The following is a 14,428-nucleotide window of genomic DNA, read 5'->3' on the forward strand; positions in this document are numbered from 1 at the left end:
ATCTGGACCCCGCTGCAGCCCGCGACCCAGCCCGAGGAGAAGATCACCGTGTTCGGCACCGACACCCCGCTCGGCCGGGCCGGGCAGCCCGCCGAGGTGGCACCCGCGTTCGTCTTCCTGGCGTCGCAGGTCACGGCGTCGTACGTGTCCGGGACGGTGCTCGGCGTGACGGGCGGCAAGCCGGTCTTCTAGGCGCGGTCTTCTAGGCGCGGTCTCCTGGGCGCGACCGGCTGGGCGCCATCCACCGGTTCGAGCACCTCGACCGTGCCGTGCTCGCCGTCCACCCGCACCCGATCGCCCGTGCGCAGCCGCATGGTCGCGTTGCCGCAGCCGACGACGGCGGGGATGCCCAGCTCCCGCGCGACGATCGCGGCGTGCGACAGGGGCGCGCCGACGTCGGTCACGACGGCGGCCGCGCGTGGGAAGAGCGGCGTCCAGCCCACGTTGGTCACCGCCGTCACCAGCACCTCGCCGGGCAGCAGCGCCTCGCCGTCGTCCGCTGAGAGAACCACGCGGGCCACGCCCTCGGCCACGCCGGACGCGCCCGGGAAGCCCCGGACCTGGTCGGACCGCGCGGCCTCCTGGCCGTGCTCGTCGAAGACGTCGGACCGCCGATCCGGGTCCGCGGCCCACCGCACCGGGTCGAACCGGCCGCGGATCACCGCCGGGTACGGCGGCAGGCTCCGGTACAGGTCGTAGGTCGCGCGGCGCACGGGGACGACCTGCTCCCCCGCGCGCGGCACCCCCCGGCCGGACGGCGCGCGGAGCACCGCCAACAGCTCGTCGACGTGCAGGTAGAAGACGTCGTCGCCCAGGCCGGTGAGCTCGCCGGCCCGCACCGCGAAGGCGCGCAGGGCCCAGAACGCGCGGATCACCTCGGACCGCGCGCTCTCCCGGCCGCGCGCGTTGCGGGCCCACCGGTCGAGCTGCCTGCGCAGCGACGCGGCCCGGCGCGGGGACACGCTCTCCAGCCGCTCCCAGACGGCGGCCCGGGCACGTTCCTGCCGTTCGAGCAGCGCGTCGACGTCGGTCCCGGCCGCCGCGGCGATCTGGCGGTCGAGCCAGGCGGGGTCCTCCGCCGGACGGGGCCGGGAGACCTCGAACTCGTCGACGCAGCGGTGCCCGAACCGCGTCACGTAGGTCGCGCGGTCGAGCCGGCCGAGGGCGACCTCGCGCAGGCCGATCAGGGTCTCCATGCTGGCCAGCGCGTGCCCGCCGGACGACAGGCCGGAGGTCAGGGTCTCCGTGTCGGCGTCGCCGAGCAGCGCGCGCAGGTCCCGGCGCAGCGTGAGCAGCTTGGTGCCGTCCTGCCGGGCGGCGCCCCGCAGCGCGCGCGACGCCGCCTCCAGGTACGGACCGAGCTCGGCGTCCCAGAAGTCCGCGAGCTCAGCCGGGCCGACGACGGCGCCCGCGCGCTCCCGCAGCTCCGTGCCGCGCTGCTCGGCGGTACGCAGGAACCCCGGCACGGCCCGTACGTCCCGGACGAGCGTCGTGAGGTTGCGCCCCACCATGGGCAGGAGCCGCCGGATCAGCTCCGCGCGACCGAGCGGGACTACCGGGATGTCGGGCTGGCCGGGCAGCCGCCCGAACACCTCCCGGTACGCCGCGTCAACGGTCTTCTGCAGGCCCAGCGTCCGGGCCACGGTCTCGGTGGTGCTGAGGTTCATGTAGAACCGGCCGCCGATGGTGCCGTACGCGGGCACGCCGATGTCGGTGTCGGCCATCGCGTTGGCCATGAAGATCTGCACGAGCGACCAGGTCAGCGGTGTCATCACGCTGGGCAGCGCCTCGCCGAGGTTCGCGTTCGTCCACAGGAAGTCGCCCAGCAGGCTGTCGTTCCACACCTCGGTGACGGCGACCTCGCCCGCCGCGCCAGTGACGGGGCGCGCCTGGAGCACGGCCGGCTCGCCGTCGTGCAGCGCCCACTCGACGTCCATCGCCACGCCGTACAGCGCCTCGATGCGGACGCCGAGCGCGGCGAGCCGCGCGGCCTGCGCGTCGGTGAGCGCGGGGCGATCTCGGAGCTCGGCGGGGACCGGCTCGTTCCGCGGACCGGCGCCGGTCCGCACGGTGCGGACCTCCTTGGTGCTCACCGTGCGCTCGACGGCGCCACCCACCCGGGCCACCAGGTACGTGTCCGGCGTGACCTGCCCGCCGACAACCGCTTCGCCCAGTCCCCAGGCGGCGTTGATCAGCACCCGGTCGCGGGAACCCGTCATGGGGTCGACGGTGAACAGGATGCCGGCCGCGTCGGCGTCGACGAGCCGCTGCACCACCACCGCGAGCGCCACCTCGTCGGCAGGGATCCCGTGCCGCGCCCGGTAGCCGATCGCGCGCGCCGTCCACAGGGAGGCCCAGCAGTCCCGGACCGCGTCGAGCACGGCGTCCGCGCCACGGATGTCCAGGAACGAGTCCTGCTGGCCGGCGAACGACATGCCGGGCAGGTCCTCGGCCGTGGCGGAGGAGCGGACGGCGACGGCGGGGGCGCCGTCGGGCGAACCGCCCGGGGCGAGCAGACCGGCGTACCCGGCCCGGACGGCGTCGGCCACGGTCTGCGGGACCTCGAGGGCGGCGAACACCTCGGCGATCCGGGCCGCCGCGGCCTCGTGGGTCTCGGGGCGGTCGGAGTCGACGTCCCGCGCGGCGGCGACGATGGCCTCCTGCGGGGCGCCCGCCACGGCCGCCCGGTAGGCGTCGGTGGTGACGTGGAAGCCACCGGGGACCGGCAGCCCGGCCGCGGCCAGACGCGCGAGGGACGCCCCCTTGCCGCCGGTGGTGGCCAGGTCGACCGCCGCGGGATCCGCGAGCGGCAGCGTGAACGAGCTGGTGACCTCGGTGCTCACGTCGGTTCCCCTTCCTCCGGCGGGAGGTCGTCGCCGAGCGACTCCCGCAGCTTGGCCCGCGCGACCGCGTAGGCCTGGTCGACGAACTCACGGGTGGCGTCCGCGCAGGCGGCCCGCGCGGAGTCGGACGGCGGGTGGTCCGCGGCGAAGGCACGCGCGAGCGTGTCGCCGATCAGCTCGCCGGCACGCTCGTCGGAGACCCGCAGGGACTCGGGCATCATCCGCAGCGAGACCAGCGAACCGTGCAGCACCGCCGCGATCACGGTGAGGTGGTCCTCGACGCTCAGGTCGTCGCGCACCGTGCCGTGCTCACGGAGCCTGGCGAGGTACTCGCCGAAGGGCACCACCATCTCGGGTGTGGTGGTGCTGGTCTGCTTGCGGGCCACGAGCTTGCCGAGCACCGCGGAGTCCTGCACCATCGCGGCCTGCAGCAGCGGACGCCGGTGGATCTCGTGCGCGAGATGACCGAACAGCCCGGGCAGCGTCGCGGTCGCCGGGTCCTCCCGGATCCGCCGGCGCACCGCGCCGATCATCTCGGCCCGGTCCCGGCGCATGATGGCGGCGAACAGGTCCTCGCGGCTGCCCCAGTGCAGGTAGATGGTGCCCTTGGCGACCCCGGCGAGGCGGGCGACGTCGTCGATGGTGGTCTTGTCGTAGCCCCAGCGCAGGACCAGCTCGGTGCCGGCGTCGAGGATCCGCTCCGCCCGCTCGACCCGTCGCTGCGCCGTGCCGCGCCGCCGCGTCGTCGCTGCCGCACTCATGCTCGCCTCCGCTTCGTGAAATTATGACCAGATTCGTTGATCTGGTCATACTCGGAGGCTAGACCCGGTCGCCGCCCTGGTCAACAGCCCATGGGACGCCGTCTGACCTGCGGATTCGGCGAGCCTCGTGCGGCATGGAACCTTTCGCACACGTCTCCGCGTGGTGGGGGACATGACGAGGGAGAGCAGGGGACCATGCGGACCGAGGTGAGCGACGAGGCGCGGGTGCGGGTCGACGTCACGCGCACCAAGGACCAGGAGTTCACGGCGTTCGTGCACGATGCCGGCCCGTACCTCTACAAGACGGCGCTCCTGCTCTCCGGCGACGCGCACCGCGCGGAGGAGCTGGTCCAGGCGACGTTCGAGCGCACCTACCGGTCCTGGCACAAGGCCCGCGCCGGCGAACCGCGCGCCTACGCGCGGCGCATCCTGCTCAACCTGCGCATCGACGGCTGGCGTCGCAGCCGCGGCGAGGTGGTGTCCGACGTCGTCCCCACGGGGTCGGTCGCCGGCCCGGCCGACGGCGTCGCGGTGCGCGACGAGGTGGTGCGCGCGCTGGCGTCGCTGCCCCTGACGCAGCGGCGGGTCGTGGTGCTGCGGCACCTGCTCGACCTGACCGAGCAGCAGACGGCCCGCGAGCTCGGGATCGCCGTCGGCACCGTCAAGTCCGCCAACGCACGCGGGATCGCCCGCCTGCGCGAGATCTTCGAGGAGGGTGCGCGATGAGCATCGACGACACGGACGTTCTGGCCCGCCTCCGGGCCGGGGCCGACCAGGTCGAGCGGCACGAGTTCGACGCGGGACAGGTGGTGGCCGGGAGCCGGCGGGCGCTGCGGCGGCGGCGTACCTGGCAGGCCCTGGGCAGCGGCGCGACGGCGGTCGCGGTCGCGTTCTCGTTGGCCCTGGTGGGGCCCGTGCCGGTGCCGGGGGGTGGCGAGGTGACAATGCCGGGGAGCGAGCGGGTGCGGGAGCTGTTCGGGCTGGCGGAGGGGTCGGAGTGCACCGCGCCGGAGCCTGCGGCCCGCCGAAGCCCCGTCGATTCAGGTACCAACCTCCGGCCTGGGGTGACGTTCGATCTGGCCAGGGCACGACCGATGTCCACCTGCTCAGACGTCCGAATCGACGGCGCGGTCGGGGGAACCAGCCTGTCGCCCGAAAGCCTGACGGAGGAAGGTGCGTTCTGGAAGCCGCCTGAGGACGCCGTCGATACCGCCGGTACGACCGGAACGAGCGTTGCCCGTGTCGACCCGTTCATCGACGGAATCGAGCAGGTAATGGCGCCTACTGTCCTCACACCGGCGGATGACGAGCTACACACTCTTGGTGGTCTCACACCACAGGGCGACGAAGCCGCATGGTTCGAGATCACCACACAAAGCGCAGATCAGCCGCCGGATCGGATCGTCCTTGTTGCCGGTGGCCGCCGGATCGACTCGTCGAACGAAGAATTCCGCAAGTCCCGAGCCATCTCCGAGATCGAAGGTGACTATGACGACAAGGTGGCCGTGACCGCCCAACGCGTGGCGTGGCGTCAAGAAGCACTCGGAGGATCCACAGACTCAGCCGCGGCGACGGACTCATGGGGCTTGCCCGCGTGGGTGGCAGACATCGAGTCAGGTGGCCCTCAGCTCCTTGCGGAACGCGCAACGGCGATCGGTGGTGACGGCGACGAGATCGTCGTGGCCACCCTCGACCAGCCTGTCACCGGCGCCTGGAGCACCACCTTCACGTCCTTCCGGGACGACGGCACCGAGTCCACGGTCCTCGTACTGGAACACCCCCGCGAAACGTATGTGCCGCTCGTCGACATGACCGACGACGTGCTCACGTATGCCCTGGACGGCGGTTATCACCTCGCCGTCGTGCCGCGTGTGGGCGGCATCGCCGAACCGGATGCCGATCAAGCCGTCGCCGTACGGCTGGGCGGCGCCGGCGTCAGCAGCCTCTCCGCGTCGGGTGATGCCGTCGCATGGGTGTCCGGCGAGGTGGCCTATCTGCTGCGTGACGCTGGACCAGGTGACAGGTCAGTTCCTGACCTCGTGCGAATCGTGCAAGGTGGCTTGAGGAAACACGTCATGATTCAGCTCGCCGGTGACCGGATCGCCTGGAGCACGACTGCCAGGGACTACCGCAGGGGCATGACCGATGAACCGGAGGGCTCGTTGACCATCGGTACTCTCCTCTCGCGAGACGGCCCCGCCCTCAGCGGTCCGGCGGATCCCGGGTCGAATGCTCACGCCGTACCCGCCGCACCGACGGTCACGGTCCCGGAGGACGCCGTCTTCCACACCTACGACTGACCGGCAGGGACGCGAAAGGTCCGCCTCCAGGATTGTGATCTGGAGGCGAACCCTCGCGGTGGCGGATCGGCGGGGCGCTCGGTCAGCGGACCGTGACCGTCACCGAACGCTTGGACGGCGCCTGCAGGCTGGTGCCCTCGTACTTGGCGATCCACGTGCCGGACCTGGTCGCTCTCACGGTCGTCCGGTAGGCGCCCGTCGGCCCCGTGCGGACGGTCTTGACGTAGGAAGGCCCGGCCTGGCCGGCCGGGTCGAAGTACAGCTTCAGCGCGATGTTCGGCGCCAGCCGGTTCTCCGCCTTGGTGTCGCTGACCAGCTGCACCCTGCGCAGCGAGCCGCGCAGCTCGATGTTCCGAGCCCCGGTGAACGACGTCGACGACGCGGCGATGGTGGTGGTGCTGGCGCGCCGGACGCGGATGGTGGTGATCGGCTTGTGCGGCATCTGGACCTCTGTGAAGCGGGTGATGCCGTCACGGTCCATGTCCCAGTACTCGTTGTAGACATTGACGACGTCGTCGGAATAGACGTCGTACAGACCTGCAGGATGCAGGGCGGACATGCGATAGGCCCGTACCCCGCTGTAATTGGAAGTGAGCTTCGCCGACCCCGGGGCGGCGAACTCACCCACCCGGTACCGCCCCTCGGCGCGGCGATTGCTCAGGTACGGGAGACGGTCGCTGTGCGCGGAAGCGCCCAGAGTCTGAATTCCCATATCGAGGTAGACCGTCTGTGCCTCTACCCGGGTCACGACGTCCTGGGTCGTCACCCGCATCTTGGCGGTGTAGCCGTTCTTCGAGGCCGAGATGACTCCGGATCGGACGGTCTGGTCGGCCGGCCGCACAGTGAAGTCCGCCTTGTTCGTACCGGCGACGTAACCCGCCAGCTGAGCGACGACTTCGTACGTCCCGGAGGTACGGGGTGTGAACGTCCGGGCGAAGGCGCCGTATCCATCAGTGATGACCGTGTCCACGACCTCACGCGGCGCCGTCCCGACCGGGTCGAAATAGATCAGCAGTTCTACCCCGATGGAGGGCCGGGCCTCTGAGTCCCAGAGGTACCCGTGGAGCTGGACCGGCGCGCCCACTGTCGACGCATTCGGCGCCAAGTACACGTTGTAGTTGGTGTACGAGTTCTGTGGGCCGACAGAGCTCGAGCCTGCGTCATCGGGGCTCGCCGCGACTGCCGCCGGCACTCCCAGCGTGCTCCCGACAAGCACCAGCCCGAGCACGGATGTGACCAGTTTTCGGGCACCGACAACCAAGGGACACCTCAAGGGGGAGAAAGGGGGCCCGGAAACCGGGAGCAAGCACAGATCCTGCCAGTCCAGGCGATTCCCAGCGCGTCCTTTTCCGGGTGAACTTCCGTCCAGCACAAAGGTCCGCCCCCACCAGACGATCAGGCATGGATCCGCGTGAGAACCCATGCCTGATCACCTGGCGGAGGCGGACCTCTGTCCGCCGTCGGCCGGGGTGGAGCTAGCCGACCGACACGTTCACGCCCGCCTCGGACGGCGCCACCAGGCTCGTCCCGGCGTACTTGGCGATCCACTTGCCCGAGGTCGTGGCGCGGACCGACGTCGAGAAGCTGCCGTCGGAACCCGTGGTGACCTCCTTCTTGAGGACCGGTGCCGCCGAGCCCGCGGGGTCGAAGTACACCTTCACCGCCACGTTCGGCGCCGGCCGGATCGCCGCACCGCCCGTGCTGACCAGCTGGACCCGCTCGACGTCACCGCTCAGCGTGATGGTCCGCGCCGTGGGCACGGACGTCCGCGAGGCGGCCACGGTCGTGGTGCTCGCCCGCTTGACCACGATCGTCGTGACCGTGGGGTCCTCGACCAGCACGTTGTGCGTGCAGTTGCTGGTGCCGCCCTCGAGCCCGTCCCAGTCCGGTGCGGAGCAGGCCTTCATCTCGTCGCGGATGCCGATGTCGTAGATGCCGGCGGGGAGCGTCGGGTTGAAGGTGAACGTCGCGTGGCTCGTCCCGAGCCCGGAGTGCGTCAGGTCCCGCTGCACGCGGTAACCGTCGGGGAAGTTGCCCTCGCCGCGCCGGCTCTCGGCGCTCAGCCAGCCGGACGTGCCGCCCACGGTGAAGTCGAGGCTGCCCACGTCGACGCGGCGCTGCACCGGGGCCAGGCCCAGCACGACGTCGTGCGTCATCAGGTGGTCGCCCGCCGTGAAGCCACCATCGGTGGCGGTGACGGTGCCCTCGCGCAGCGTCGTGTCGCGGGCCCGCTCCGCCGAGGTCAGGGTCCACACCGCCTTCGCGCCCGTGTCGGTCATCGGCATCTCCGCGCGCCACTTGCCCGACGCGCCCGGCTTCTGCCGGGTCGTGAAGTAGCCGCGGTCGTCGGTCGTGAGCGTGTCGATGAAGCGCTCCGGCGCGTCGCCCGAGGGGTCGAAGTACAGCTTGACCTCCTGGTCGGTGGCCGGCGCGTAGTCACCGGTGCCGAGGCTCCGGATGTTCGCGGCGCCGTGGACCGAGATGGTCGAGCCCGCGGGCGCGCTCGACGTCGAGGTCCAGATCAGCGGGATGTTGCGCTTGGCCCGGAACGGCACCAGGACCGGGTCCGCCGTGCGGATCGGCACCTTGACGACGCCGTCGGTGGTGGTCACGTCGATCTCGGCGTTCACCGACACCTCGAAGGTGCCGGGCTCGACGTCGGCGGGGAGCTGGACGGTCGAGGTCCACGTGTTCGCCGTACCCGAGGCGACGAACTGCGCGCCGGTCAGGCTGCGGCCCTCGGGGTCGATCATGGTCATGCGCCCGGAGCGCATGGCCGCCGAGGACCCGTTGTGCGTGATGGCCAGGGTTCCGGTGACGGACCCGACCACGTCCCCGCCGGGGGGCAGGGAGATCTTCGCGGAGACGACGACGTCGTCCACCTTGTTGGTCACACGGTCCGCGGTGATGCCCGGCGGCGGCGCGGTGCCCACCTCGGCCGCGACGCTCGGTGTCGCGGCGACGCCGGTCATCAGCAGTGCGGCCCCGAGCGCCAGGCCCAGCGACGCACGCATCCTCGATCTGTTCAAAGCAGCCCCCTCGTCAGAGGGACGCGGACGCGTCCCGCCCAGCCAGATGTTCTCCCGGCGGACAGCGGCGGGCCACGGGAGGCGGTGATGCGAGGGGGTGAATTTCCCTCGCCCGGCTCGGTAAATCGGACGTCAGGTAAGAATGGGGACTATGCAGACCGACGGGCGGACCGAGACGCCGAACGAACGCGCGGACCGGAACTGGAGCGAGCTGCTGCAGGAACTGCGCGTCATGCAGACCGGCGTGCAGATCCTGACCGGGTTCCTGCTCACGCTGCCGTTCCAGTCCCGGTTCGCCGACCTCGACCGGTACCAGGTGAACGTCTACCTGGCGCTCGTCATCGCCGCGGTAATCGCGACCGCGCTGATCGTCGCCCCGGTGAGCGTGCACCGCGCGCTGTTCCGCAAGCGCATGAAGGGCAACATCGTCACCCTGACCGACCGCATCACCCGGATCGCGCTCGCCGTGCTCGCCCTCGTGATCACGGGCGTGGCGGTGCTCGTCTTCGACGTCGTGGTCGGGCGGACGGCGGGCATAGTCGCCGGTTCCGCCGCTCTGGTGGTGATGGTGCTGCTGTGGGTGCTGCTCCCCGAGGTGCTGCGCCGGCGCGGCTGAGCCGGCGCAGCACCCGGGACTACTTGACGGTGATCCAGACCGTGCGGGTGGACGAGGCGTGCAGCGACGTTCCCGGGAACTCCGCGACCCACCGGCCCGACGCGCTCGTGGGGACCTTCGCCGCCCATACGCCCTTCGAGTTCGTGTAGACGGTCTTCTTGTACTGCGGTGCTGCGGAGCCGGCGGGGTCCCAGTAGAGCTTGACGGGTGCCTTCGGGGAGTAGCGGTACGCGGCCTCCCTGTTGCTGACGAGCTGCAGCTTCCGCACCGAGCCCTTGAGCGTGACCGACTGGGGCGCGGCGAGCGACTTCGACGACGCCGAGATCGTGGTGATGGTCGCCCTCTTCACGGTGAGGGTCGTGATGGTGTCGTCCTTGATCGGCAGGTCCATCGGCCCGCAGCTACCCGAGAACGACCACTTCGTGCAGGTACCGACGACGACGTTCGCGCCGACGTCGTAGACGCCGGGCGGGGTGAGGGCGTCCATCTTCATCGTGATGTAGCCGGCGCTGTTCGCACCGACGAAGCTGTGCCGCGGCGCGTAGTCACGCCCGTTGGGGTAGGAACCCTCACCACGACGACCTTCGACGCGCACTCCATAGGTGCTTCCGATCGTGCCGAACGTCGTCACACCGAAGTCCACCCGGACCATCTGTGGCTCGAGTGTCGTCACCACGTCCGTCGCCGTCACGCGGATGCGCGCGGTGGCGTTGCCCGAGGTCCGCGAGGCGGTGCCCTGATGCACCGACCGCGTGTGCGGACGAGCCGACTGCGTGATGCGCACGGTCTCCGGGTTCTGCTCACTGGACCCCGCATACGAGACGTACCATCGGCCAGGGGCCGTCACCCGGGTGTCCATCTGGAAGAACCCCGTGCTGCTCACCGTGGCGGTGCCCACCTTCGCGCGCGGCCCCGGCCCTTCGGGGTCGAAGTCGATGTCGACCACCGCACCGGTCGCCGCGACGGAACTGTAGTAACCGGCATCACGCCAAACCCGCCACCCCATCTTCCCCGCCACGGTCGTGACCGTTCCGGTCGGCTGGTTGCCCGACCGTGCGTTCGCTTCCAGCACCGTCGGGTGCCGGACCTGGAACGACACGAGGTTCACAGCCCCGATCCGCACGAGCGCGGGCGCACCGGCGCCCTGGACGTCGACGAACGCGGTGAAGGACACGCGATAGTCGCCGATCAGCGCGGCGTCCTGGAGGCGGGGAACGGCGCGGAGGTGCCCCTCTTCGACCTCGGTGAGGCCGGCGTCGCCGGCCCAGACCTGATTCCCCGCGGGGTCGGTCACGTCCACCCACCCCTGGTCCAGCGAGATCGCTGTCCCGTCATGCTCGAGGTAGATGTCGATCGGCATGTCCCGCGAGCCGGTCGTGTCGCGGTCGCTCACGACGACGCGCGCCGTGACCTCGTAACCGCCCGAGGAGACGGTGACCGTCCCCTCCGCGGCCGTGGCGGGCGCCACACCCGCGCCCGTGATCAGCAGCATCGTTCCGAGCGTCGCACCGAGCGCACGCCTCACCTGTGACATCACTGTCGTGGCCTCGCAAGAAGGAAGGGAGAAGTCACCGGAGATCCCGGGCACCGAGATCCTGCCAGAGCGGAGGTGCCGGCCTCGCTGTCAGCCGGTTATCCACAGGGTGATCTTCGCAAGCTCGTCAGAGCGTCTTGTGCCAGGCCTCGATCCGGTCGACCGCGCGCGACACCGTGTCCAGCGACGACGCGAACGACAGCCGCACCCACTCGCCGCCGTGGACGCCGTCGAAGTCGGTGCCGGGCGTGATGGCGACGTCGGCCTCGGCGAGGAGGCGGGCGCAGTAGGTCACCGAGTCGAGCCCGAACGAGGCGATGTTCCCGTACAGGTAGAACGCGCCGTCGGCGGGGGCGACGGGTCGCCAGCCGAGCTCGCCGAGCCGCTCCAGGAGCAGCCTGCGCGACGACGCGTACCGCGCCACGTTCTGCGCCGCCGCCTCGTACCCCTCGGGCGAGAAGGCGGCGATGCCCGCGTGCTGCGCGAGCGCCGGCGGCGAGAGCGCCACGTTGCTCGCGAGGGCGTCGACGGGCGCGACCAGCTCGTCGGGCAGCACGAGCCAGCCGAGCCGCCAGCCGGTCATCGCCCAGTACTTCGAGAACGAGTTCACGACGACGGCGCCCCGGTCGACGAACGTCGCCGCCGTCGCCTGCGCCACCTCGTCCGAGTAGGCGATGCCGTGGTAGATCTCGTCGCTGATCAGGCGCACGTCGTGGTCGGCGCACCACTCCGCCACGGCCGCCAGCTCCGCCGGCGTGATCATCGTGCCGGTCGGGTTCGCGGGCGAGGCGACCATGACGCCGTCGAGCCCGCCGCCGTAGTAGGCCTCGTTGAGCTGCGACACCGTGGGCTGGTAGCGGGTCTCGGGACCGCAGTCGAGCTCCACCACCTCGCAGCCCAGCGCCGACAGGATGTTCTTGTAGGCCGGGTAGCCGGGCCGCGCCAGCGCCACCCGGTCGCCGACGTCGAACGACGCGAGGAACGCGAGCACGAACCCGCCGCTCGACCCCGTGGTGACGGCGATCCGCGCGGGGTCGACGTCGACGTCGTACCAGCGCTTGTAGTGGCCGGCGATCTCGGCGCGGAGCGCCGGCACACCCATCGCCTCGGTGTACCCGAGGTTGCCGTCGCGGAGCAGGGCGATGGCTCGCTCGCGCACGACGTCGGACGCGCCGGTCGACGGCTCCCCCGCACAGAGGTTGAGCACGTCCGCACCGGTGGCGCGGCGCGCGTTCGCGGCGGCGAGCACCTCCATGACGGCGAACGGGGGCACGTGGGACCGACGAGAGACCTTCATGTCGCCATCATGGCCCACCTGGGTGCCCGCCGGGGGCGCGAGCCGGCGAGGTTCACCAGCGCACCCGGGCGAATGTCAGCGACGCGACGCCGTTCTCCCCGAGACTGGTCCAGGCGATGTGATCGCCGTCGACCCCGACCGCGGCCTGCTCGCGAGACAGCCGGATGACGCCCGGCGCGCCCTCCCGGTCCACCATCGCGTAGGCCGAGCCGTCCTCCGTCGACCAGGCAACGGTCCCGGTCGACACGTCCAAGGCGGTGACGGGCGAGGTGCCGCGTACCTGGTAGGCCGTCTGTGCGAAGAGGTCCATCAGGTACAGCCGGTCACCGGCAGAGAAGGCGAGCCACCCGACGTCGTACCCGAGCGCGGACACCGGCTCGCCCCCGAGATCCGCGTCCCGGATCGAGAGGAGCCGGAACGAGTCCAGGTCGTCCGGCCCGGACATCAGCGCAAACTCCGTCGTCGAACCGGGGCCGGCCCCGACACCCGGCTCGCCGGAACGCTCTCGGTACGCGACCAGCAGAGCGTCCGGCGTCGACCCCAGGGCGCAGACCTGCTTCCGGACACTCGTCGTGACCGGGGCGGACCCGTCGAGCGCAGCCGTGTGCAGGGTCTGGGTGCAGCTGGTCCGCGCGACGTTCGGCGCCGTGGTCCACCCGAGCAGCGTGTCCGCGAGCGCCGCGGTGCCGGCCTCCGCGTCCTCCAGCGCCGACGAGTCGCTGACGGTCGTCACGCCCCCGTCCTCGCCCAGGACTCGCAGGGTCCACGGCAACGTCCCGGCGATCTGGGTGTTCGGCGTCTCGAACCAGGCGGCCCGGTCGCCCTGCCGGACCAGACCCAGGGCCTGCGGCCAGCGTCCGTCGACCTGCTCGGTCTCGGCCACCGGCACCACGGCGCTCCAGCCCTTGCCGTCCGGGGCCAGCACCTCCAGGGTGACCGGTCCGGGGATGAGGTCGCCGTCGAACGCGTCGTACGGATCGGACCAGTTCAGCACGCTCTCGCCCGCACCCAGGGTCGTGGCATCCGCCTGGACCCTGGCTGCGGTCCTCCACCGGTGGTCGACGACGACGTCGACGCAGCGCTCGACGTCGTGCGCGTCGGCGGTGTCGATCATCCCGACGACGGTGAGCTCGCCCCAGTCGAGGGGCGTGGTGTCGACCGGAGTCGTGGGCGCCTCGTCGTCGGGCCGGGTGCACGCCGCGGTGTCCGCGTGATCCGAGGGCAGGCCGGAGATCCCTCGGCCCTCGAGCCCGACCACCTCGCGCAGCCACTCGCTGCCCGGCAGCGTGACGGGCCCCAGGCCAGGAATCCGAACCGGACCGGCCAGCAGAATGCCTACGACCAGTGCGAACACCCCCGTGACGGTCACCACGGCCTGGACCACCCGCCGACGTCGGGCCGACGCCCGGGCCCGGAGCAGCACCCGATCGCCGTCCACCCGGAACTCCGGGACGGAATCGATCGCCGAGGCACCGAGCAGGGAGCGCAGGCGCGCGAGGCCGCGTGCGTTGGCGGACTTGACCGCGCCGAGGGAGATGCCGAGCTCCTCGGCGACCTGCGCCTCGGACAGGTCCAGCAGGTGCCGCAACACCACGACGCGTCGCTGGCCGAGGGGCAGTGCCCGCAGGGCTTTGCCGAGCTCGTCCCGGACGGCGACGTCGGGCGCGTGGTCAGGGACGGGCGAGAGCGGTATGACGCCGTCGTCCGTCACCGCCGTGCGCTTGTCCTTGCGCCAGCCGTCGATCCGGAGGTTCATCAGGATGCGCCGCGCATAGGCCCGCGGCTCCCCCGCCCGCGCCTTGTCCCACGCCCGGTACGTCCGCTCGAACGTGGCCTGGACCAGCTCCTCGGCCTCGTGCGCGTCGCCGGACAGCAGGTACGCCGTCCGGTACAAGTAGGCCCCCGCCGACGTCACGAACTCGACGAACTCCACGTCGGGGTCACGCGCCACCAGCACGCCGGCGCGCGGCGGGTCGACGACGGGCTGCTCGGCTGTCTCCACGTTCATACCGTCCACCACGGTCGGGACCGCGCGGAGGTTGCCTCGT

Annotated in this window: 11 protein-coding genes; 4 read left to right on the forward strand and 7 right to left on the reverse strand. The window is 71.4% G+C overall.

Features of this window, described 5'->3' with window-relative positions; translation table 11 throughout:
* The coding region (locus tag H291_RS31260) for an SDR family oxidoreductase (RefSeq protein ID WP_033327760.1) at positions 1 to 192 on the forward strand (192 nt) is incomplete at its 5' end.
* On the opposite strand, the gene H291_RS0122500 is transcribed toward H291_RS31260, so the two are convergent.
* Positions 189 to 2,843: a PEP/pyruvate-binding domain-containing protein gene (locus tag H291_RS0122500; RefSeq protein ID WP_020017286.1), complete on the reverse strand. Its 2,655-nt coding sequence runs from the start codon at positions 2,841 to 2,843 to the stop codon at positions 189 to 191. The two genes, H291_RS31260 and H291_RS0122500, sit on opposite strands and share 4 nt — an antisense overlap.
* A complete protein-coding gene (locus tag H291_RS32870) occupies positions 2,840 to 3,604 on the reverse strand; it encodes a TetR/AcrR family transcriptional regulator (RefSeq protein ID WP_020017287.1) in 765 nt (254 codons plus the stop codon). Before H291_RS32870 ends, H291_RS0122500 begins: the two co-directional genes overlap by 4 nt.
* Before the next feature lie 195 nt (positions 3,605 to 3,799).
* On the opposite strand from H291_RS32870, the gene H291_RS0122510 reads away from it, so the two are divergent.
* Together H291_RS0122510 and H291_RS0122515 are read left to right on the forward strand one after the other, a co-directional pair.
* Positions 3,800 to 4,330 (forward strand): SigE family RNA polymerase sigma factor, encoded by a 531-nt coding sequence (locus tag H291_RS0122510; protein WP_020017288.1) that lies wholly within the window; start codon positions 3,800 to 3,802, stop codon positions 4,328 to 4,330.
* Complete coding sequence (locus H291_RS0122515; RefSeq protein ID WP_020017289.1) at positions 4,327 to 5,904, forward strand: hypothetical protein; 1,578 nt, start codon at positions 4,327 to 4,329, stop codon at positions 5,902 to 5,904. Before H291_RS0122510 ends, H291_RS0122515 begins: the two co-directional genes overlap by 4 nt.
* An 82-nt stretch (positions 5,905 to 5,986) precedes the next feature.
* On the opposite strand, the gene H291_RS0122520 is transcribed toward H291_RS0122515, so the two are convergent.
* Together H291_RS0122520 and H291_RS0122525 are read right to left on the reverse strand one after the other, a co-directional pair.
* Positions 5,987 to 7,132 (reverse strand): hypothetical protein, encoded by a 1,146-nt coding sequence (locus tag H291_RS0122520; protein WP_020017290.1) that lies wholly within the window; start codon positions 7,130 to 7,132, stop codon positions 5,987 to 5,989.
* A gap of 247 nt (positions 7,133 to 7,379) precedes the next feature.
* On the reverse strand, positions 7,380 to 8,933 hold the full coding sequence (locus H291_RS0122525) for a hypothetical protein (RefSeq protein WP_157237267.1): 1,554 nt from the start codon (positions 8,931 to 8,933) through the stop codon (positions 7,380 to 7,382).
* 151 nt (positions 8,934 to 9,084) lie between these two features.
* Between H291_RS0122525 and H291_RS0122530 the strand changes: the two genes are divergently transcribed.
* A complete protein-coding gene (locus H291_RS0122530; RefSeq protein WP_020017292.1) occupies positions 9,085 to 9,549 on the forward strand; it encodes a DUF6328 family protein in 465 nt (154 codons plus the stop codon).
* Positions 9,550 to 9,568: 19 nt separating this feature from the next.
* Here H291_RS0122530 and H291_RS0122535 read toward each other — a convergent pair whose 3' ends face one another.
* The 3 genes from H291_RS0122535 to H291_RS34295 all read right to left on the reverse strand — a co-directional run bounded on the left by H291_RS0122535 (position 9,569) and on the right by H291_RS34295 (position 14,388).
* On the reverse strand, positions 9,569 to 11,041 hold the full coding sequence (locus H291_RS0122535; protein WP_020017293.1) for a hypothetical protein: 1,473 nt from the start codon (positions 11,039 to 11,041) through the stop codon (positions 9,569 to 9,571).
* A gap of 169 nt (positions 11,042 to 11,210) precedes the next feature.
* Positions 11,211 to 12,380 (reverse strand): aminotransferase class I/II-fold pyridoxal phosphate-dependent enzyme, encoded by a 1,170-nt coding sequence (locus H291_RS0122540; RefSeq protein WP_026366023.1) that lies wholly within the window; start codon positions 12,378 to 12,380, stop codon positions 11,211 to 11,213.
* A gap of 52 nt (positions 12,381 to 12,432) precedes the next feature.
* On the reverse strand, positions 12,433 to 14,388 hold the full coding sequence (locus H291_RS34295; RefSeq protein WP_020017295.1) for a SigE family RNA polymerase sigma factor: 1,956 nt from the start codon (positions 14,386 to 14,388) through the stop codon (positions 12,433 to 12,435).
* Positions 14,389 to 14,428: the final 40 nt, after the last annotated feature.

This window comes from Promicromonospora sukumoe 327MFSha3.1, assembly GCF_000385135.1.
Lineage (GTDB): Bacteria > Actinomycetota > Actinomycetes > Actinomycetales > Cellulomonadaceae > Promicromonospora > Promicromonospora sukumoe_B.

Excerpts from the sequence above, each read along its gene's own strand:
- H291_RS0122510 (WP_020017288.1), top strand. The coding sequence starts at position 3,800 with ATGCGGACCGAGGTGAGCGACGAGGCGCGGGTGCGGGTCGACGTCACG.
- H291_RS34295 (WP_020017295.1), bottom strand. The coding sequence starts at position 14,388 with ATGAACGTGGAGACAGCCGAGCAGCCCGTCGTCGACCCGCCGCGCGCC.
- H291_RS0122540 (WP_026366023.1), bottom strand. The coding sequence starts at position 12,380 with ATGAAGGTCTCTCGTCGGTCCCACGTGCCCCCGTTCGCCGTCATGGAG.
- H291_RS32870 (WP_020017287.1), bottom strand. The coding sequence starts at position 3,604 with ATGAGTGCGGCAGCGACGACGCGGCGGCGCGGCACGGCGCAGCGACGG.
- H291_RS0122515 (WP_020017289.1), top strand. The coding sequence starts at position 4,327 with ATGAGCATCGACGACACGGACGTTCTGGCCCGCCTCCGGGCCGGGGCC.
- H291_RS0122535 (WP_020017293.1), bottom strand. The coding sequence starts at position 11,041 with ATGCTGCTGATCACGGGCGCGGGTGTGGCGCCCGCCACGGCCGCGGAG.
- H291_RS0122530 (WP_020017292.1), top strand. The coding sequence starts at position 9,085 with ATGCAGACCGACGGGCGGACCGAGACGCCGAACGAACGCGCGGACCGG.